The organism is Paenibacillus sp. MAEPY2, from assembly GCF_000499205.1.
GTDB lineage: Bacteria > Bacillota > Bacilli > Paenibacillales > Paenibacillaceae > Paenibacillus > Paenibacillus vandeheii.
In genome coordinates this window covers 213,802-233,575 of the sequence record NZ_AWUK01000017.1, presented here as the reverse complement: position 1 = coordinate 233,575, position 19,774 = coordinate 213,802, and the positions used below count along the sequence as shown (strand labels likewise).

At 47.0% G+C, this 19,774-nt stretch carries 17 protein-coding genes; 13 read left to right on the top strand and 4 right to left on the bottom strand.

Going from position 1 to position 19,774, the window contains the following annotated elements; all coding sequences use genetic code 11:
• Positions 1-27 precede the first annotated feature (27 nt).
• From P364_RS0116170 to P364_RS0116160, 3 genes are all read left to right on the top strand, one after another.
• A complete protein-coding gene (locus P364_RS0116170) occupies positions 28-1,143 on the top strand; it encodes an aminopeptidase (RefSeq protein WP_024631141.1) in 1,116 nt (371 codons plus the stop codon).
• Between the two features lie 96 nt (positions 1,144-1,239).
• Positions 1,240-1,485, top strand: coding sequence for an HPr family phosphocarrier protein (locus tag P364_RS0116165; protein WP_024631140.1), 246 nt, complete (start codon positions 1,240-1,242; stop codon positions 1,483-1,485).
• 225 nt (positions 1,486-1,710) lie between these two features.
• A complete protein-coding gene (locus tag P364_RS0116160; protein WP_024631139.1) occupies positions 1,711-2,004 on the top strand; it encodes a YlaN family protein in 294 nt (97 codons plus the stop codon).
• 184 nt (positions 2,005-2,188) lie between these two features.
• On the opposite strand, the gene cax is transcribed toward P364_RS0116160, so the two are convergent.
• Entirely contained in the window at positions 2,189-3,259 is a 1,071-nt protein-coding gene (gene cax, locus P364_RS0116155) for a calcium/proton exchanger (protein WP_024631138.1), read from the bottom strand.
• Between the two features lie 185 nt (positions 3,260-3,444).
• On the opposite strand from cax, the gene P364_RS0116150 reads away from it, so the two are divergent.
• Positions 3,445-3,807, top strand: coding sequence for an Asp23/Gls24 family envelope stress response protein (locus P364_RS0116150; RefSeq protein WP_024631137.1), 363 nt, complete (start codon positions 3,445-3,447; stop codon positions 3,805-3,807).
• A 155-nt stretch (positions 3,808-3,962) separates the two neighbouring features.
• On the opposite strand, the gene ftsW is transcribed toward P364_RS0116150, so the two are convergent.
• The gene (gene ftsW, locus P364_RS0116145; protein ID WP_024631136.1) at positions 3,963-5,249 is read right to left on the bottom strand and encodes a putative lipid II flippase FtsW; all 1,287 of its coding nucleotides are present in this window, start codon (positions 5,247-5,249) and stop codon (positions 3,963-3,965) included.
• A 13-nt stretch (positions 5,250-5,262) separates the two neighbouring features.
• On the bottom strand, positions 5,263-5,610 hold the full coding sequence (locus tag P364_RS0116140; RefSeq protein ID WP_024631135.1) for a YugN family protein: 348 nt from the start codon (positions 5,608-5,610) through the stop codon (positions 5,263-5,265).
• A gap of 213 nt (positions 5,611-5,823) precedes the next feature.
• Here P364_RS0116140 and P364_RS0116135 point away from each other — a divergent pair, with 213 nt between their 5' ends.
• The 8 genes from P364_RS0116135 (at position 5,824) to P364_RS0116100 (ending at position 14,394) form a co-directional block, all read left to right on the top strand.
• The gene (locus P364_RS0116135; protein WP_024631134.1) at positions 5,824-6,993 is read left to right on the top strand and encodes a M20 family metallopeptidase; all 1,170 of its coding nucleotides are present in this window, start codon (positions 5,824-5,826) and stop codon (positions 6,991-6,993) included.
• Between the two features lie 199 nt (positions 6,994-7,192).
• Positions 7,193-8,869 (top strand): DNA repair helicase XPB, encoded by a 1,677-nt coding sequence (locus P364_RS0116130; RefSeq protein WP_024631133.1) that lies wholly within the window; start codon positions 7,193-7,195, stop codon positions 8,867-8,869.
• 51 nt (positions 8,870-8,920) lie between these two features.
• The gene (locus tag P364_RS0116125; protein WP_024631132.1) at positions 8,921-10,843 is read left to right on the top strand and encodes a helicase-associated domain-containing protein; all 1,923 of its coding nucleotides are present in this window, start codon (positions 8,921-8,923) and stop codon (positions 10,841-10,843) included.
• A gap of 136 nt (positions 10,844-10,979) precedes the next feature.
• Positions 10,980-11,417: a YlbF family regulator gene (locus P364_RS0116120; protein ID WP_024631131.1), complete on the top strand. Its 438-nt coding sequence runs from the start codon at positions 10,980-10,982 to the stop codon at positions 11,415-11,417.
• Positions 11,418-11,497: 80 nt separating this feature from the next.
• Positions 11,498-11,761, top strand: coding sequence for a YlbG family protein (locus P364_RS0116115; RefSeq protein ID WP_024631130.1), 264 nt, complete (start codon positions 11,498-11,500; stop codon positions 11,759-11,761).
• A gap of 221 nt (positions 11,762-11,982) precedes the next feature.
• Positions 11,983-12,420, top strand: a complete 438-nt coding sequence (locus tag P364_RS0116110; protein WP_024631129.1) for a hypothetical protein — start codon at positions 11,983-11,985, stop codon at positions 12,418-12,420.
• Positions 12,421-12,551: 131 nt separating this feature from the next.
• Positions 12,552-13,469 (top strand): selenium metabolism-associated LysR family transcriptional regulator, encoded by a 918-nt coding sequence (locus P364_RS0116105; RefSeq protein ID WP_024631128.1) that lies wholly within the window; start codon positions 12,552-12,554, stop codon positions 13,467-13,469.
• A gap of 64 nt (positions 13,470-13,533) precedes the next feature.
• The gene (locus tag P364_RS0116100; RefSeq protein WP_024631127.1) at positions 13,534-14,394 is read left to right on the top strand and encodes a PHP domain-containing protein; all 861 of its coding nucleotides are present in this window, start codon (positions 13,534-13,536) and stop codon (positions 14,392-14,394) included.
• A gap of 345 nt (positions 14,395-14,739) precedes the next feature.
• On the opposite strand, the gene P364_RS0116095 is transcribed toward P364_RS0116100, so the two are convergent.
• Positions 14,740-16,506 (bottom strand): Rqc2 family fibronectin-binding protein, encoded by a 1,767-nt coding sequence (locus P364_RS0116095; RefSeq protein ID WP_024631126.1) that lies wholly within the window; start codon positions 16,504-16,506, stop codon positions 14,740-14,742.
• 312 nt (positions 16,507-16,818) lie between these two features.
• On the opposite strand from P364_RS0116095, the gene P364_RS0116090 reads away from it, so the two are divergent.
• The gene (locus tag P364_RS0116090; protein ID WP_024631125.1) at positions 16,819-19,683 is read left to right on the top strand and encodes a calcium-translocating P-type ATPase, SERCA-type; all 2,865 of its coding nucleotides are present in this window, start codon (positions 16,819-16,821) and stop codon (positions 19,681-19,683) included.
• Positions 19,684-19,774: the final 91 nt, after the last annotated feature.

The window sequence follows — 19,774 nt, the reverse complement described above, 5'->3', positions numbered from 1 at the left end:
TGGCAGATGACAGGAGGAGTTTACAAGATGAAGGACCCAAGAATTCAGAAGCTCGCAGCCAATCTGGTGGGCTATTCTGTAGATGTACAACCCGGCGAGAATGTGCTGGTAGAGATGATCGGTACAGAACGTGATCTGATTAATGCAATTATTGAAGAAGTAGGCAAAAAGGGCGGTAACGTCTTTGTACAGCTGACTGACAAGACAGTACAGCGTGCGATGTTCAAAAATGCGACAGAAGAGATGATGAAAACCTGGGCAGAGATCGATCTGAACCGGATGAAACAAATGGATTGTTACATTGGTATTCGTGCAGGGGAGAACGTGAATGATCTGTCCGATGTACCGGAAGAAAAAATGAAAATGTACAATTCACTTTATTCCCATCCGGTACATAGCGAGCAACGGGTAAAACATACGAAATGGGTTGTGCTTCGTTACCCGAATGCAAGCATGGCACAGTTGGCTAATACGAGCACAGAAGCGTTTGAGGATTTCTACTTTGACGTATGCAACCTGGATTATGCCAAAATGGATAAAGCGCAGGATTCACTGGCTAACCTGATGAAACGCACAGACAAAGTGCGTATCACTGGACCGGGAACAGACCTGAGCTTCTCCATTAAAGATATCGGTGCAGAGAAATGTTCTGGGCAAAAAAATATTCCGGATGGCGAAGTGTACAGTGCCCCTGTACGTAATTCCGTGAACGGAACGATTAGTTATAACGCGCCAACGCTGTATAACGGAATTACTTTTGAGAATATCAAATTCACCTTCAAAGACGGTAAAATTGTTGAAGCAACGAGCAACGACACAGAACGTCTGAATGAAATTCTGAATTCAGATGATGGTGCCCGTCATATCGGTGAATTCGCGATTGGATTCAATCCACATATCCTGCATCCGATGAAGGACATTCTGTTTGATGAAAAAATCGCAGGCAGCCTGCACTTTACACCAGGACAGGCTTATGAAGAAACAGATAATGGAAACCGCTCATCCATTCACTGGGATCTGGTGTTGATCCAGCGTCCAGACTACGGCGGTGGCGAGATTTATTTTGACGATGTATTGATCCGTAAAGACGGTATTTTCGTTATTCCTGAGCTGGAATGCCTTAATCCGGATAACCTGAAGTAGGAACAGTATTTTGCTGTTGCTAGGAAAGCGGATTCACGGTATCATGTAGTGGTAATTAATAGATGATACCAAAAGTGAAAAGACGGAGGGATTCCTATGTCGAGTAATAACGCAGCGGTAGTTGAAATTGCTCAAACAGCGAGCAAATTTACTTCTTCAATCGTACTTCATTCAGAGAACAAGTATATCGATGTAAAAAGTATTCTCGGGCTGTTTACAACGCTGATCAGCACGCACAGCTATGAACTGCACGTTCATGGCCCGGATGCAGCTGAAGCCAAAGCAGCTATGTCAGAAGTATTTGCCAAACATGGACTGAATGTGAGTATCGCATCCGAGTAATGGCACTAAGAAGCATCTCTGCCTATTATGGCAGAGGTGCTTTTTTGGCATGAGATCATTCAGGTGTTCGGCAAGACCTCTGTAAAATAGGGGGATTATGCAGGAATAAAGCTCTTCAGAATGTATGGTTATTTTGGTCAGGTTCTTGTATTAGCTCCTGATTTCGTCTAATATTAGAGGTAGAACGTCTTTACGCGATTTTTGGGACATAGGGGGGAAAAATGCATGACTTCATCTGATCTGCAGGACCAGTTGCACTTGAAAGCGATCAGTCTTCTTCAAGAAGATGCAGATAAAATACAGAAGCTTATTGAAGTACAGATGGAGAATCTGGCTACCCGCTACTGCCCTCTCTATGAGGAAGTATTGGATACACAGATGTATGGGTTCTCCAAGGAAGTCGATTTTGCTGTTCGTGCAGGGCTTCTTCCAGAAGGTGCTGGTAAGCAGCTGGTAAGCGCGCTTGAGCGGAATCTGGCAATTCTATATGAAGCTTTGAACAAGAAGAATGAGCAATAGCCTGCAATAGCGCGGGTCAGAATAGAAGGCATGCAGGTATTTGCATGCTTTTTTTGTGCGGTTGAATTGGTAGATAGGTTGGTGGGATAGAGGCGGAGGGATAAATAAAAAAACAACCTGGAAAATGCGTTTCCAGGCTGCCTTTTGCGCTAAATGGTCTATCACATCGTACGAGTGAAGTATGTTATACCAGGAAGAACGATACACCCAAAATAATATACACAACCATCAGGAGCAGACCTTCGTACCAGTTCGTTGAACCGTCCTGGGTGATGGATTTGGCTATAAATACGGCTACGCCAATGGCTACCAGCTCAATCGTTGTAAACACAATGTCCATCGTTCTGCCTGTGAAGTAGCTGACAAATACGAGCACAGGAGCAACAAAGAGTGCGATTTGCAAACTGCTGCCGACCGCAATCTCTACGGCGGCGCCGATTTTGTTTTTCATGGCAAGCATGATGGCTGCACTATGCTCTGCGGCGTTACCGATAATGGCAACGAGGAACGCACCGACGAACAGTTCGCTGAGTCCGAATTGTTCAGTAAACACCTCAAGTGTGCCAACAAGCCATTCACTGACGAAGGCAACCATGACAGTGGCAAGAACGAGATAGAGAATTGATTTTTTCTTGGACCACTCGGGTGCATGTTCATGCGGCAACTCTTCATCTGCATCCACAGTGACATCTGCGAGATAGTTCTTGTGTGTGACCATCGAGAACAATAACCAAGCTATGTAAGCAAGGATCAGCAAACCTGCGACAATGAGACTGAGTGTATTGGTATCCTTCTGTGTGATGGAATGGGTATTTAGGAAGACAGCTGGAATAAACAGCGCAATGATGGCTACAATCATGAGAGAGCCGTTTAGACCGGCAAGTGATACATTGTAATTCTGAATTTTGAACTTGAGTCCTCCCGCAAAAATACTTAAACCAAGCACCAGCAGCAGGTTACCAATAATCGAGCCTGTCAAACTGGCCTTAACCATGTCAAACAGTCCTTCTTTGACGAGAAAAATGGCGATAATCAATTCGGCGGCATTACCGAATGTTGCATTCAAAAATCCGCCTAACCGCTGTCCGGCATAATGGGCTACATTTTCGGTGGCTTTTCCTAAAAAACCGGCCACAAAAATAACCGAAATCGCTGAAATGACGAATTGCAGAATCGAATCCCATTTCATGTAGTGGGCGACGGCGCTGAGCGCAAAAAAAGCAATCAGCAAAATGGATGAAATCCGGTTTCTCACAACTAACACCTCGGTTATCTAATTATTTTGTTTTAAACGACATCATAGAACGGTTTATGAGAATATTTTCATATTTCAATATAACCAAATCGTAGTAGGTTGTAAACGCATCTTTTTGAGTTTAATTTGCTTTTTGGGGTGGAAAGGATTTAAAATACGAGTAACGAAGTGAAGGAGGATGTGGCATGGCAGAACAACTTCAACTAGAGGGCGGAAACATCCGGATTGCCGATGACGTAGTGGCGAAAATTGCCGGAATGGCTGCGATGGAGACACCCGGAATTGCCGCAATGTCTGGAGGATTGTCAGAGGGCTGGGCCAAGCGCCTGAGCGGTAAAAACGTACAGAAAGGCGTAGGCGTGGAGGTCGGCCAGCTGGAAGCAGCCATTGATCTGCGCATCATCGTCCTGTACGAGACACCGATTCATGAAGTTTCCCGCATGCTTCAACAGAATGTAAGAGAAGCGGTAGAGACCATGACGGGATTACGTGTTGTTGAAGTCAATGTAAAGGTAGAAGGCGTATCTTTCAGAGGCGACGATCTGTAAACTTTAGCAATCCGCGATGGAAGAACAGCGGTACATTGAACCTGGTTCTTCATCTAGATAGACAACACAAAAAGACTTCGCATCGAATTCGATGCGAAGTCTTTTTGTGTTTAGTTCGTTTTGTTCCAAAACCATTCGTATATCGTTCCTTCTCATTACCGAATTCGGCGAATGGATTCACGTGAACGAAGTGCGGGAGAGGTACGTGATGTTTGAACCGTCACCGACTTTGTTTTTTCTTCCTTGATGACGTCCAAATTATTGGTACGAGAGATGCTGAGCAGAATACCCATGGCTACCATCATCACAAAGAGTGAGGTACCGCCATAACTGATAAATGGAAGGGTAACCCCTGTCACCGGAATGGTCTGGGTTACACCACCGATGTTGATAAATGCCTGAATCGCGATCAGTCCCATGATGCCTATGCCGACCAATGTTCCGAATGGATCGGGACAGCGGAGAGAGACAATAATTCCTCGCCAGATGAAGTACAGGTAGACCAACAGAAACAGGGCTGTTCCAACAAAGCCAAGCTCTTCTCCAATGACGGAGAAAATGAAGTCATTATAAGCATTTGGCAAGTAATGCAGCTTCATCGTGCCTTGTCCGATTCCAGAGCCGGTGATGCCTCCATCACCGATGGCAACAAGGGAGCGATAGAGGTTAAGGCTTCCACCTGTCGTATCGGATAATGGATCAAGGAATGCCTGAATCCGCCCGATTTTGTAGTTCTGTGAAGCCTCCGTAGTTGTGGTGTTATCTACAGTATCTGAAGAAGCCATAGAAGAAAACAGGGCGTTCGCTCCCAGCGCCAATGCTGCTCCCAGCACAACCAGCAGGATGGAACCCATAATATGTTTCATGCTGGCGCCACCTGCATAGATGACCAGACCGCAAGTAGCCACGAGAATGAAGCATGTACCAAAGTCCGGCTGCAGCATAATTAGCCCGGCAATAAACCCGACAATAACCAGAACGGGAATATATCCTGTCTTAAGATCCCTGAACCGTTCCCCTTTTTTGGTAATAAGTGCAGCGAGGTACAGAATAATAGCGATTTTGGCAAACTCTGCGGGCTGTATACTAAAGCCAAAAATGTGAATCCAGCTTCGTGCGCCGTTCAGCACCTTGCCTGAAACCAAAACAATCAGGAGTAATACCGTGGTGAACAGGAAAAACGGTGCATAAAGTTTTTTGTATTTGTTAAATCGGATATTCATGGCAAAAAACATGCCCACTAAACCGATAACCGCCCACATAAGTTGTTTTTTCGTGAAGTACAGGGCATCATTGTTGAAACTTTTGTTTGCAATTGCAATGCTGGAACTGGAGCTGAACACCATCACCAGTCCGAAGCCCACCAACAATAAAGTGAGGATTAGCAGTTGAAAATCCGGCGTGCCTCTCTTCGTTTTCGTTTGGGCCGTTTGTTGTTTCATGATTCGGCCCAGCCTAAGCTTCCAGCAGTTCTTTAAGCTGCTGTAATTTTTGGGCCGCCAGCTTCACGACTGGCTGCGGTACGGTAGATTCATAATCCAGACCATGCGGAAAGGTTCCTTTTCCAAGATAAACAGCTTCAACTGCGAGAACCGTATCCGGTTTTTCGAGTTTGCCATCGATCGCACGGGTATTAATACGTACAAAGTATTCCGATTTGGTTTGTTCATCTTCAATTTTGTAGTCATATGTAGCACGATAATATTCCCATTGCCACCGGACAAATCCGACTTTCTCGGCGCTCTCATCCAGGTATGCCAAGTCGCTCTTCAAGCCATCCAAGCCTGTATTCTCAAAAATCATAAGCGTCTGATCCTCCTCATAAGCTTCCGAGATTATAAATTCTCGTTCTTTTCTCTAGTTTATGATAGTATGTTTCCCCTTCCCGTGCAAGCTTTCAAGCGGTGATTCGTATCGGTTTTCTTCCAATTCTGCTACAATATACAGCAATAGGTTTCAAGAGGAAGGTTCGGGCTTGATGAAAGTCCCGTTCAGAGAGCGAAAGGATGGAGTGACATGACAAAAAATATATGGTGGGATGATCTGCAGATCCACATGGTAGAATGGCGTCGTCATCTTCATCGGAATCCTGAGGTTTCCTTTCATGAGGAGAAGACATCCTCTTTTGTAGCGGGTATGCTGGAGAGCTTTGGCGTTGAAGTGAAACAACACGTGGGCGGGCACGGGGTTATAGGCACCATCCGTGGGGACAAGCCAGGACCTGTCGTAATGCTACGTGCGGATATGGATGCACTTCCGATTCAGGATGAGAAGGATGTGGAATATGCATCGCAGCAAGCAGGGGCCATGCATGCCTGTGGCCATGATGGGCACATATCCATTTTGCTGGGCACGGCACTGTATTTCAGTCGCCATAAACATGAGATTAAGGGTGAGATTCGTTTTTTGTTCCAACCTGCAGAGGAATTGCTTCCAGGTGGGGCGCTCAAGGTCATTGCAGACGGTGGACTGGAAGGGGTAGATGTCATCTATGGCATTCATCTGTGGACCCCACTTCCAGTTGGCGTAGCTGCGAGTACCCCGGGGCCGATGATGGCAGCGGCAGATGATTTCTATATTGAAATCAAAGGAAAAGGCGGTCATGGCGGCATGCCGCAATCTACAGTGGACAGTCTGGTAGCGGGATCGGCTCTTGTGATGCAATTGCAGACGGTTGTCAGTCGCTCGGTGGATCCGTTGCGTCCAGCGGTGTTAACGATTGGTACGATGCAGGCGGGGTCTGCACAGAATATCATCGCCGAGTCGTGCAAAATGACGGGTACGGTGAGGACGTTCGACGAAGAGACACGAAGTATCATGAAAGAACGTGTGCATACGGTCGTTGCTCAGACAGGGGCAATCTATGGTGCAGAGACACAATTGAACTATATTATAGGGTATCCTCCAGTCGTGAATGATGAGCAGGAAACGGCACGATTTTTCAGGGAAGCAGTGGATGTATTTGGTGCAGACCATGTACAGAAGTCACCGATGCTTATGCCTGCTGAAGATTTCGCGTATTACCTGCAGCAGATTCCGGGCTGCTTTATGTTTGTCGGAGCAGGCAACCCGGAGAAGAATGCCGTCTATCCGCATCATCATCCCAAGTTTGACTTTGATGAGGATGCCATGCAGAATGCTGTAAAACTATTTATAGCAATGGCTAAAGGATATACAGCCGAATGATTTGAGTATAGTTGGGCATCCTATTCATACGAAAGTATGAGCAGGGTGCTTTTTTTTGTAGGGTCTACCTAAAGGTTAAGGTAAGGTCCAACTGTTGTACTAAACAGGTTCAATTTCGGAAGACACCGGAACTGAACTTTTTGTGATGCCTTTCATTTAGAAAACAGATAGCTCAATTTCAAAATAAGGAGGAAGCGGAATGGGGAAAACGGATGCCTGCATTGTCCAGCGGGATTTTACAGTATTGCTTGAAGTGGGTCATCCTGGATTTGATCAGGCCCGAGCTCAACTGGGGATGTATGCCGAACTGGTGAAGACACCTGCGACTTTTCATACCTATCGTATTACTGCATTATCGCTGTGGAACGCTGCTGCACTTGGATGGAGTGCTGATCAAGTGATTGCAAGTCTGGAATCAGTGTCACGTTGGAATGTTCCTGCCGCCCTTATTCAGGATATCCAACGGATTATTGATCAATATGGAAAGTTGAAATTGCAGCCAGAGGCCGATCACAAGAGGATGCGTCTCGTGAGTGAAGATGAGGGGTTACTGGATGAATTAAGCGGTATGAAGACCATCTCGGCTTTTCGGATGGAACGTGTCGATCCCCATGAGCTCGTGCTTGGCGGGGAGCAGCGCGGACTGCTGAAGCGTGAATTGACCCGTTTGGGGTATCCAGTGCTGGATTATGCGGGATATCGGGAAGGAACAAGCCTTCCGTTTGAATGGCGAGCGAATACTTCAGGCGGAAGTTCAGAAGGTTTCGGGTTGCGTCCGTATCAGCGAGATGCTGTGGATGCTTTTGAAGGTAGCGAGGGCATGGGAGGAAGTGGCCTGCTCGTTCTTCCCTGCGGTGCAGGCAAAACGGTTATTGGGATGGCCGTATTGGAACGTCTGCAGTGTGAATGCCTTATTTTGACCTCGAATACCACATCTGTGAGGCAATGGATTCAGGAATTGCAGGACAAAACAACGATAACGAGTGAACAGATTGGTGAGTATTCTGGTCAGAAAAAACAGGTTAAACCTGTGACTGTGGCTACCTATCAAATTCTTACACATAGAAAATCCAAAGATGCTGATTTTACGCATATCAAATTGCTCAGTGAACGCCAGTGGGGGCTTATCATTTATGATGAGGTCCATCTGCTGCCAGCGCCTGTATTCCGTGCTACTGCAGATATTCAGGCAACAAGAAGACTGGGATTAACAGCAACATTGGTGCGTGAGGATGGCTGTGAACAGGATGTATTCTCACTTATTGGCCCGAAATTATATGACATGCCGTGGAAAGAATTGGAGCAACAAGGTTGGATTGCTGATGTACAGTGTCAGGAGATACGTATCCCGTTCACTCCTGAACTACGATCAAACTATCTGGAAGCTGAGGTGAAGCATCAGTTTCGTCTTGCAGCCGAAAATCCGGCCAAATTGGCTGTGATCAAACGGATATTGGAGCATCATGAAGGGGTGCCGGCACTTGTCATCGGACAGTATTTGGATCAGCTTGAGAGCATTGCCCGGGAAATTGAAGCACCCCTCATTTCGGGCACGATGTCCCAGCAAGAACGGGTAAAATGGTATGCAGCGTTCAGACGGGGGGAGATCAAAACGATAGTGGTATCCAAGGTTGCCAACTTTGCCGTAGATCTGCCAGATGCAGCTGTTGCACTTGAAATATCCGGAAGTTTCGGTTCAAGGCAGGAAGAAGCCCAGCGATTGGGGCGGATTCTAAGGCCAAAGTCTGGAGAAAATAAAGCTTATTTCTATGCCCTTGTATCTGAGGATAGTAAGGAACAGGAGTTTGCATTACGGCGTCAAATGTTTCTGGTCGAGCAAGGATATGAATACAAAATTGTTCATGAATCGCAATGAAAAGATCAGTTCACATCACCAACTAAAATAATGGGAAAGGCAAGATAAGCCATGCATACACAAAGTAATCTGGATATGAATTCATTCCAAGAGCTATCATGCGTTGAAAGAAAGGTACTTGGAGTGATTTTTTGCAATTATGCCGGACAACCCTTTTCCAACATGATGACACCAGCAGAGTGGGCAGCGGATGGTCTTAGCAGAGCTGAAGCGGTGACAGCATTTATAACACTTCGGCACAAAGGATGGATCAAAGCTGTGCGCAAGTCGTGGGGCGAACGTCTGTATTACATACCGGATTCACTGCTTTCTTTGTTAACAATTCCCTATGCAGCAAGGGTTGGACCGTTTGTTCAGCCCAAGGTGAATGTGATACAGGATGAAGGTACACTTCATAAGACCGTATCCAGTAATGAAGTCCGAAGTGTGAAGATTGTTCGAGAGGGAAAGCCCCGTATTGCTGCTGAGCTTCTTCATGTAATGGCTTGGATGCTAAGAGAAGGTCAAGCGCAAGGAGGACTTCCATTAACAAGTAAAGGGACTATCCACAAAAGAATGGTGCAGCGATTAAGTAGCATGACAGTTCTGGCACCTGAAGACTTCTCTGGATTATGTATTCGCTACGATCACGCAGATGTCTATCCAGTCCATGTAGCCATTATGATTGATATGCTGCTCCGTCTGGGTTTGATTGAAAAGACGCACAACCGGATGCAGGTGTCCCCTGACCGTCTTGATCATTGGTTAACATTGTCGTGGTCTTCAATGCATCGAGAAATTTACAGTGTATGCATGGACCGATATGGCTTAGCAGAGCCCAATCTTCAGCATTTTCGTTATCAATTAATGATGTTTGATTTCCGAGAGAATGATTGGTTGAGTATTATGGCAAGAACCGTAGATCATGTTGGGTTTGAAGAGGCGAATGAGATTAGAGAGAGTGAAGGTGCTTCAGGATCAGGGTCATCCTTCCTGACATTGATCCGGGGATGGCTTAATGCTCTGGCAGGCTTGGGATATGGTGAGGTAGGGGAGTCCGCTGAGGGAGAGTTATATTATCGCTGGCAAATTGAACCTGACATTTTAAAGGATTTTGCAAAGGACGAAGCAGAAAATGCTGGGGAGAATTTGATTTTTGTACAGCCTGACTTTGAAATTATGGTTCCGCCAGATGTAACCCCACAGGTCCGTTGGGTTCTGGAAATGGGTACAGAGCTTATAAGCCGTGATCGCATGTCCATATACCGAATGACAAAGGAACGAATCATCGCTGCATCAGAGCTCGGTCTTACGGCCGATGAAATGATAAACTTCCTGAGGCAATATGCCGGATCGGGTGTGCCTGAGCATGTGGAACTAGCAATCCAGCAGTGGGGACTGGAGGCAAACAGACTTCACATGGACGTAGGCCAGAACGTTGATCTGGATGAGTCGGTGGATAAAGCCAGCAAAAAGGATACATGGACATATGAATCAAGAAGTGCATTACATGAGAAGCTGAACCGGCCAGGTTCAGGAGCCTTTGCAGATGAGTTCATAGTCGGAGCAGATAAATTCAATGTCGGACTTGAGGTAGAGAAGGAATTCTTTTATATGCGTGGAAGAGTAGGGCTCATTGAAGGCGAACTCAATCTGCATACGTATGAACAGGATCACTCCATTACAGAGCAATCAGGTCTGTTTCCCGGATACGGAGAGATCCCTGAAATGTGGCATAACGAGTGGCGAGGGTATCATGTGTCCACAGCTCGTCAGATTGCTGCGAAAGCCATTGAATGGCAGACAAAGTTGGGTCTGAAGCTGGACAGTAATATCGTTTATGTTATCCCCGATCAGATTCATGGTCATGAAAATTGGACATTAACGGGCTGGTCCATATCGGATAGTGGGACAAATCCCGCAGAACGTCGCTCTTTTTCGCCTAACGAATGGAATCAGATACGACTGATTATTCCGGACCATGCTCCAACTTGAATCGACTTTGCAAAAGCAGATCCCTTGTTCCCCTTATTTCTATTTGCAGGAAAAACTCTTCTTAACTTTTCGGGGATATGATATGATGAAGTAGTCTACGTTAAGTAGAACTTTATATATAGATAGGATGAATTTCATGAGCGTAGCGGAAATGAACACGGTCGATATGGCCCAAGTGTTAACGGGCGCATATGAACTGGGCGACATGATTAACCAATCAGCCGAAGTATCGGATTATTTATATTGGAAACAGCAAGTGGAGACGAACCCTGAAATTCAGGTGGGAATACGCAAGCTGGACGCCAAAAAGGAATTATTTGAAGAAACCCAGCGTTTTGGGCATTTTCACCCGGACTATCACGCGGCAAAAGATCAGGTTCAGGCTTTGGAGCAGGAGTTGGAGCGTTTCGAGGCGGTAGCCCGCTTCAAACAGGCGGAGAAGGCATTGGACGATATGTTGTTCCAGATGTCGGAGACGATTGCATTCGCGGTGTCAACGACCATTAAAGTACCGAGCAATGATCCCAATCCGAAGGGCGGCTGCGGTAGCGGAGGCAAGTGCGGTTGCAGCTAAGGCTGGATAAGAAAATAAATTCATGACAGACCGGACCTTTCCGAGGATCCGGTCTCCATTATAGAGAGGCGGGGAAAATGATGTTTGCGGAAAGGACAGGATTCATCATATGGGTCAGTGATTTGAAAGCGGCTCGTAATCTCGAAAAGTATGGTACCGTTCATTACATCTCCCGCCGTATGCATTATGTCGTCATGTATGTTAATGCAGAGCGGGCTGAAGATACGATGAAAAATGTGAACAGACTTTCCTATGTGCGCAAAGTCGAACGTTCTTACCGGAATGAGATCAAAACAGAGTATGCTAGCAAAACATTGGACAAAACAAGTTTTTACGGGATATAACAAAATGGTTTGGGAATGTATAGTGAACTTCTCTTGTTGTCACTGAACATTTCGAAACGACTAACCAGAGGGGTCCTTCGGGACCGCTCTTTTATTGAATTAGGCATAAACTGGATTTTGTGAAAAAATCTGAACTTACGCCTTGAGGTTGCGGGACTTATGTTGTAATATATTGGGTAAATAAATAGATAGAAAGTCCTATCTGGTGGAGAGTGATTCCCATGCGTGATAAGGTGATGCAACGTTGGAGCACGTACGAGCCTTTTTTCGTGGCTCTTGGAGACAAAAAAGTGGCCGACATCGTCATTACCCATCATGCCAAGATGCGGTATGCAGACCGTATTGAGCCGGCACGTGATGATGATGACCATATTGCGGCATGGTTATGGGAGTGTCTGAAGCAGGACCGTATTACACCATACTACCGTAATGAGCAGGATGTCTACCTAATCGACGAGGATCTGGTCGTGGTTGCTGAATTTTCCGAACTTGAAGGGGAATATGATATTGCTGGCAATCCGCTTCATAAGATGATTGTCGTTACATTTCTGGGGAAAATGTCCGAGACGATTGAACTGCGGGATCTGAAATCGTATTATTCCTGGCTGAGACATTCAAGACGAATGACTCTGGTCAAGAACAGTCGCAAGCATAAGTGAGTTTGGAATAATCCATATTTTTGAATGAATAGATCCAGGTTACATCGCATGCAGACAAGCTGCATGCTTTTTTTGTTGGAATTCAGGAAATCGGCTACAATGGGGAAAGCGTACAGAAGAGGGGCGAAGATATGAATTTTCATCAATTGCATATTTTTTATACCGTTGCAGAAAAGGGGAGTTTTTCAGCGGCTGCGCAAGCTCTACATATGACACAACCTGCGGTAACGATGCAGATCCAATCGCTTGAGGATTATTTTGGAACCAAGCTGCTGCACCGTTCTACCAAGAAAATAGAATTATCCGAGGCGGGTCGGACATTATTGCCTCATGCCAAACGCAGTGTAGAGTTGGTCAGACAGACCGATGAGGCAATGTCTGCATTTACGCAGATGCTGCAAGGGAGATTGCAGCTCGGGGCAAGCTTGACGATTGGTGAGTATGTGCTGCCACGGATGCTGGGTCCTTTTGCTCGCCAATACCCGGATATCTCGATCGTCATGAAAGTGATGAATACGACGCAGATTATGGACGATATCTTGAAGCATCAGCTAAACTTCGGACTCATTGAGGCACCAGTTCACCACCCGGATATGATTGTAGAGCCGGTCATGCAGGATGAATTGAAGCTGGTTGTTCCGGCAGGGCATGCATTGGCAGATCGTGGGGAAGTAGAGCTGGAAGATGTGCTTAGCTACGCATTTGTGCTGCGGGAAAAAGGTTCGGGTACCCGTCAGGTGATGGAGGATCAGTTACAAAAGAGAAATATAGATCCACAGGACATGAATGTGGTGATGGAACTTGGCAGTACAGGTGCCGTAAAATCTGCCGTGGAAGCGGGTGTGGGTATCACGATGTTATCTCCGTCATCGGTTCAGCACGAACTGGCCCTTGGCCTGGTTCATATCGTGGATATTCGTGGGCTTGAGTTTAAAAGACAGTTCTACGCTATACATCTGAAATCTTCATTGCTTCCTCTGTCGGCAGTAGCTTTCCTGAATTATTTGCGTCAGCATGAGCAGACAGCATCAGAAGGACAGGCGGAATAAGAAGATCAGGTTCATTTTAAATCTGTTTCGCTAATCACTCGATATAAAAAAGGAGCTGTTGTTCATGCAACAATTGAACGGACGTTGTGATCTTCATACCCATAGCCAAGCTTCGGACGGAATGCAGCCACCTGCCGAGAATGTGAAGCTCGCCAAACAAAGAGGACTGTCTGCGGTTGCGCTGACGGATCACGATACAGTAGCGGGTGTATCTGAGGCACAGCGGGCGGGCTGTGAATATGGGATTGACGTTGTTGCAGGAGTAGAGATCAGTACTCGTGCGGGCGGCAAGGATATTCATGTGCTGGGGTATTATGTGAATACAGAAGATGAGCAATTTCTGGAGCGACTGCGCGGGCTTCGGGAAGCGAGGGAAGAGCGCAATCATCTGATCATTGCCAAGCTGCAGGAGCTTGGACTTGAAATTAGCTGGCAGGAAGTCATTGATGGCCTTGGCCGACCGCTGGAACCGGATGAAAGCATCGGTAGACCTCATATGGCCGATGTGTTGGTAAGGAAAGGATATGCCGCTGATATGAGGGATGCGTTCAATCGTTATCTGGCTGAAGGCCAACCTGGATTTGTATCGGTTCCCCGAGTTGCACCGGAAGATGCATGCCAGTGGATTAAAGATGCGGGTGGTGCTGCGGTTATTGCCCATCCTGGTTTATACGGAGACGATGAATTGGTTCGGCGCATTCTGGTGGACTCTCATCCTGACGGGATTGAAGTGGTTCATTCGGATCATGGACCGGAAGAAGAGCACAGATATGCGGAGTTGGCACGGGAATTTGGACTTATCCAGACAGGTGGTTCGGATTACCATGGAGTAAGACAAGGAGTAGTTTTCCACGGAGATCTGGGTAGCAAAACTGTATCCATTGATGTGCTCGATAAGCTTCGCGCTGCAGCTGGAAAGTCTTGATTTGGAAACTTTTCATCTATTGTGAGAGACTGGGGTAGAAGAAATCGGTTGTTACCGTGCGAACTGGAACGGGAAAATGATAAAAGGACATAGAAATGGGGTGAGCGTTAGTCTCAAACCAAGTTTCTATGTCCTTTTTTTGAATCCACTATAATTAAGTGATGGAATAATTCACCCAAGTGCCTCGAGCAGCTCCAAGCTTCCGCCACAAACAAGTCATTCATAATGGCAACGCGGTTTGCCTTCATCATGCTATAGGTAATAAGTTGATTTATAGAAAATCCCCCGAACATTCTTTTGTTCCGGGGGATTTTACGTTGTCTAACAGAATTGAAAGCAAGCATCCTATCCATTTTTGATGGTGGATGGCAAACTCTTAACCAGTTCTTCGTTCGGCGTCACAAACAGGGTCTTCTGGTGGTCATAAATGACAAAGCCTGGTTTGGAGCCACTTGGCTTGCGTACATGTCGGATAAAGGTGTAATCCACCGGCACGCTGCTCGATTCTTTGGCCTGACTGAAGTAAGCCGCAAGTTGAGCAGCTTCTTCCAGGGTAGCTTCGCCAAAGTCTGTGCTGCGAATGACGACGTGTGAGCCCGGGATGTCTTTGGTATGCAACCAGGTGTCATTGGAAGAAGCCAGACGGTTGGTGACGTACTCATTTTGCAGATTGTTTTTGCCCACGAGAAGTTCAATTCCCTCCGAAGAAGTAAACTGATGCACTGTAGGTCGGTCGTTTTTCTTTTTCTTTTTGCCTTTTTTGTTGCGGTCACGAAGATAACCCTGTTGTACAAGCTCCTCACGAATTTCCTCGATGTCGTTCATGGATGCGATAGACAGCTGCTGGAGCAGATTGTCGAGATAGTTGATCTCGTCTTTCGTTTTACCAAGTTGCTCATGAATAACAGCCAGACTGTTCTTATATTTGTTATATCGCTTGAAATAACGCTGTGCGTTGTCAGACGGAGTTAGTAATGGGTCAAGCTGAATGGTAATGTTGGCTTGGTCTTCATCATAGAAGTTCACAAGCTCCACACTTTTGTCCCCTTTACTAACCTGATGCAGGGAGGCAAACAGCAGCTCACCCCATAATCTGAATTTATCTGCATCGTCGGCTTCCAGCAGATCCTTGTTCAAGTTGTCCAGCTTTTTGATGTTTTTGCTTCGCTCATTTTGCAGAAAACGCAGCAGATCGCTCACTCTTTGCTTGACCGTATCTCGCTCAGCCTTGTCTCCGTAATAATCCTCCATACACTTGCTCATCGTGTCATAGGTTTTCTCCGCGTCCTGAATGCTCTGAAGCTGAACGGCTGAGAAAATCATTTTGCCTTTGGCATTCAGCCCGGTCACAGGAGTGTAGCTGTTATCTCTAACTGGCCCCATGATGGACTCAAAAGCATTCCATAGGGCATCGGCTTCGATTCGAGCATCCCCTTCGCTTGCAGCTTGATCAGCTCCTGGATCGGCAGATACCCGAGAGGTAATCTCTCCTGCTATCAGCGGACTAAGACCGCTGAATGAATTTACCAGCCAACGAGAGGCTTCTTCTTCAGCAGCAGTATAGCTATTTTTGAATTCAATGCTGCTCACTTCCAGCGGATTGCTCTTATGCTGCTCTGGTGGTTCGGTGTACGAAAATCCAGGCATAATGACCCGGTAACTACTGATGGACGGAGTTACGTGGTGAATACCATCCAGAATCGTTCCCGTTATCGGATCGACCAAAACAATATTACTGTGACGTCCCATCAGTTCAATGATGATCCGTTTGACCGAAACATCACCCAGCTCATCGCGCTGACGCACGTCAATATGGATAATCCGCTCCATGCCAATCTGACGAATCTCCTCAATGATCGCTCCTTCACAGTGCTTGCGGAGCAGCATGCAGAACATCGGAGCTTCAGTAGGATTAACAAACGTTTTCTCTGTAAAGTGCACACGTGGATATGTTGGGCTGGCCGAAATTAGCAATTTGCTATTTCCACGCTGAGCACGGAGGGTCAGAACAACATCATGGCCGTTAGGTTGATGTATTTTGCTGATTCGTCCGCCCTTGCAGCCTTGCAGTTCATGTACGATGGCTCGTGTTACGATGCCGTCCAATGCCATTTTTTTCAACGTCCTCTCTATCTATAACTGAAATGAACACCGGGATATGTAAAAAAGAACCCGTTGCAGATTCGTATTCGTTTGCACAGCAAAATCGAATTGCCACTGCGTGTATGACCGCAGACCTTTATTTTAGCTTATTCTGCCCATCAGGGAAAGGATTCGCCATGGGGTGCTAATTAGGGTCCTGTCCGAATACATATAGAGCAGGTAGTTTGTCCGGCATCGCGTACAACCTGTTGATGAGCATAGCCGGTGAAGTAAGCGTGACGTTTTACAGAGGAAATACAGACTGGGAGGGAATTTTGAAGCATGGAACATACCAAGTGGCACCAACTAAGCGTTGAAGAGCTTCGCAACACTCTTGGCGTCAGTCTTGAGGACGGGTTAACTGAAGAGACTGCAACAGAAAAGAGGAAGGCAGCTGGTTCGAATGAACTGAGTGAAGGAAAGCGCATATCTCCAATTACATTATTGCTTAATCAATTTAAGGATTTCATGGTTCTGGTGTTGATGGGGGCCACACTGGTGTCCGGATTGCTTGGAGAATATTTGGATGCTGTAACGATTGTTGCCATTATCGTGCTTAATGCCATTCTTGGTTTTGTGCAGGAATTCCGGGCAGAGCGTTCCCTTCGTGCACTGAAACAATTGTCGGCACCACTGGCCAAAGTGCTCAGGTCGGGTCAGGAAGTACATCTTGCAGCCAAGCTCCTGGTGCCAGGGGATATCGTTCTCGTGGAGAGCGGTGATCGCATACCTGCTGATGTGCGCTGGCTGTCCACGAACAGCCTCGATGTGGAGGAATCTGCACTGACCGGGGAATCAGTTCCTGTAAGCAAACATTGCCATCCCATAGCTGCAGATGACGTGCCGCTTGGAGATCAGAAGAACATTGGATTTATGGGGACGATGGTCACTCGCGGTACGGCTAAAGGCGTTGTAGTTCGAACGGGCATGGGTACCGAGATGGGCAAAATCGCCGATTTGATCCAGAATACAGAGGAACAGGAAACACCGCTGCAACACAGATTGGAACAGCTGGGCAAAATTTTGATTTTTGTTGCACTTGGATTAACTGTCATGGTTGTTGTTGCGGGTATTCTGCATGGACAACCGGCAGTAGGCATGTTTCTGGCAGGGGTCAGCCTCGCAGTGGCTGCCATACCAGAGGGGCTGCCAGCGATTGTAACGATTGCGCTAGCTCTGGGTGTACAGCGCATGATCAAGCGCAAAGCGATTGTACGCAAGCTTCCTTCCGTCGAAACCCTTGGTTGTGCCTCGGTCATCTGTTCGGATAAAACGGGTACGTTGACACAGAACAAGATGACAGTTACGGACGTGTGGCTGGAGGGACGCAGCATCAAGGTAACCGGGGATGGTTATGCGCCGGAAGGGCAGATGCTGGAGAATGGTCGTATCTTGGAACTGAAGAGTGATCAGACATTGCGGAGAATGCTCCAGATTAGCGCATTATGTAACAATGCCAGTATTATCGAGAGTGTTGCTGATGAGATGCGGAACAAAAAGAAAGGCAAAGAGACGAAAAAGGATAGTGAGAAAGAAGAAAAGAAAGAAGCAAAGAAAGATCATGTTAATGAAACGGTCAAGGAAGACAGCGTCATATGGGAGCTGAAAGGCGATCCTACGGAAGGGGCACTTGTAACACTGGCTTCCAAAATGGGTCTTACCCCTGCTGGGCTCAAAGAGCTATATGCACGTGAGCAGGAATTCCCGTTCGACTCTGATCGGAAACGGATGTCTGTTCTGGTTCATCATCAGGGTGGGCGCATGATCTACACCAAAGGTGCACCGGATGTGCTGATTGGGCATTGCAGCTACATTTTGTGGGAAGGCAATGTTGTACCATTCACAGGAACACTGCGGCAGAAAGTCATGGCGGCGAATGAGAGCATGGCTGGGGCTGCGCTGCGGGTTCTCGGGATGGCTTATCGCGATGTACGGCCGGAAGAAAAAGTGGAGAATGAGCATGCTGCCGAGCACCAACTCGTCTTTGTCGGACTTGCAGGCATGATTGATCCACCGCGGCGTGAGGCACGGGATGCCATTGCCACTTGCCGCAGAGCAGGCATACGTACCGTTATGATTACCGGCGATCATGGCACGACAGCAGAGGCGATCGCCCAGCAGCTGGGTATCCTCCCCCGGGGTGGGTCTTCCCTTAGCGGCCAGCAATTGGCGGGCATGACGGACGAGCAGCTGGATAAACAGGTGGAGGGCATCTACGTATTCTCACGAGTATCGCCTGAGCACAAACTGCGAATTGTGAAATCATTGCAGCGCAAAGGACATGTCGTAGCAATGACCGGAGATGGTGTGAACGACGCACCGGCCATCAAAGCGGCAGATATCGGTATTGCGATGGGGATTACAGGCACGGATGTGACAAAGGAAGCATCGGCATTAATTCTGAGTGACGATAATTTTTCTACTATAGTAGCTGCAATCGAAGAAGGGCGTAATATTTATGAGAACATTCGCAAGTTTATCCGGTATTTGCTGGCATCAAATGTTGGTGAGATTTTAACGATGTTTTTCGCGATGATGATGGGTTTGCCATTGCCACTTGTGCCGATCCAGATTCTATGGGTTAACCTGGTGACGGATGGATTGCCAGCGATGGCGCTCGGTGTGGATCAGCCGGAAAAAGATCTGATGGAACACAAGCCGCGTGGCTCCAAGGAAAATATTTTTGCCAGACGACTGGGCTGGAAAATCGTCAGTCGGGGTGTATTGATCGGACTTTGTACACTCGGCGCGTTCTGGCTCACCCTACAGGCCGCACCAGATCAACCGGGTCAGCTCATTAAAGCTCAATCTGTGGCCTTTGCTACTCTCGTGTTGGCGCAGCTCATTCATGTATTTGACTGCCGGAGTTCCCGCTCCATTTTCCACCGGAATCCATTGCAGAACAAGTACTTGGTGTTTGCAGTCATTTCATCCATCGTGCTGATGCTGGCGGTTATGTATGTAGAACCATTGCAGCCTATCTTCAAAACAGTACCACTGGGTATGCGCGAATGGGCCATTTCCATCGTTGCCGCAGGTATTCCAACCTTCCTCATGGGAATTGGCAGCGTGTGGGGAGGTCGCCGCAACCGTCGTCGGATGGGCCCTGAGCGCTTCGTACCGAAAAGTACAAAGTTTTCGGCATAAAATCAATAGCAATTGCTTATCGTTTTCGTTATGCTATCCTCAAAATGATTCGAGGCGAGAATCCTCGGCATTTTGCAGGATAGCTTTTTCT

Excerpts from the sequence above, each read along its gene's own strand:
- P364_RS0116170 (WP_024631141.1), top strand. The coding sequence starts at position 28 with ATGAAGGACCCAAGAATTCAGAAGCTCGCAGCCAATCTGGTGGGCTAT.
- P364_RS0116165 (WP_024631140.1), top strand. The coding sequence starts at position 1,240 with ATGTCGAGTAATAACGCAGCGGTAGTTGAAATTGCTCAAACAGCGAGC.
- P364_RS0116160 (WP_024631139.1), top strand. The coding sequence starts at position 1,711 with ATGACTTCATCTGATCTGCAGGACCAGTTGCACTTGAAAGCGATCAGT.
- P364_RS0116150 (WP_024631137.1), top strand. The coding sequence starts at position 3,445 with ATGGCAGAACAACTTCAACTAGAGGGCGGAAACATCCGGATTGCCGAT.
- ftsW (WP_024631136.1), bottom strand. The coding sequence starts at position 5,249 with ATGAAACAACAAACGGCCCAAACGAAAACGAAGAGAGGCACGCCGGAT.
- P364_RS0116140 (WP_024631135.1), bottom strand. The coding sequence starts at position 5,610 with ATGATTTTTGAGAATACAGGCTTGGATGGCTTGAAGAGCGACTTGGCA.
- P364_RS0116135 (WP_024631134.1), top strand. The coding sequence starts at position 5,824 with ATGACAAAAAATATATGGTGGGATGATCTGCAGATCCACATGGTAGAA.
- P364_RS0116130 (WP_024631133.1), top strand. The coding sequence starts at position 7,193 with ATGGGGAAAACGGATGCCTGCATTGTCCAGCGGGATTTTACAGTATTG.
- P364_RS0116125 (WP_024631132.1), top strand. The coding sequence starts at position 8,921 with ATGCATACACAAAGTAATCTGGATATGAATTCATTCCAAGAGCTATCA.
- P364_RS0116120 (WP_024631131.1), top strand. The coding sequence starts at position 10,980 with ATGAGCGTAGCGGAAATGAACACGGTCGATATGGCCCAAGTGTTAACG.
- P364_RS0116115 (WP_024631130.1), top strand. The coding sequence starts at position 11,498 with ATGTTTGCGGAAAGGACAGGATTCATCATATGGGTCAGTGATTTGAAA.
- P364_RS0116110 (WP_024631129.1), top strand. The coding sequence starts at position 11,983 with ATGCGTGATAAGGTGATGCAACGTTGGAGCACGTACGAGCCTTTTTTC.
- P364_RS0116105 (WP_024631128.1), top strand. The coding sequence starts at position 12,552 with ATGAATTTTCATCAATTGCATATTTTTTATACCGTTGCAGAAAAGGGG.
- P364_RS0116100 (WP_024631127.1), top strand. The coding sequence starts at position 13,534 with ATGCAACAATTGAACGGACGTTGTGATCTTCATACCCATAGCCAAGCT.
- P364_RS0116095 (WP_024631126.1), bottom strand. The coding sequence starts at position 16,506 with ATGGCATTGGACGGCATCGTAACACGAGCCATCGTACATGAACTGCAA.
- P364_RS0116090 (WP_024631125.1), top strand. The coding sequence starts at position 16,819 with ATGGAACATACCAAGTGGCACCAACTAAGCGTTGAAGAGCTTCGCAAC.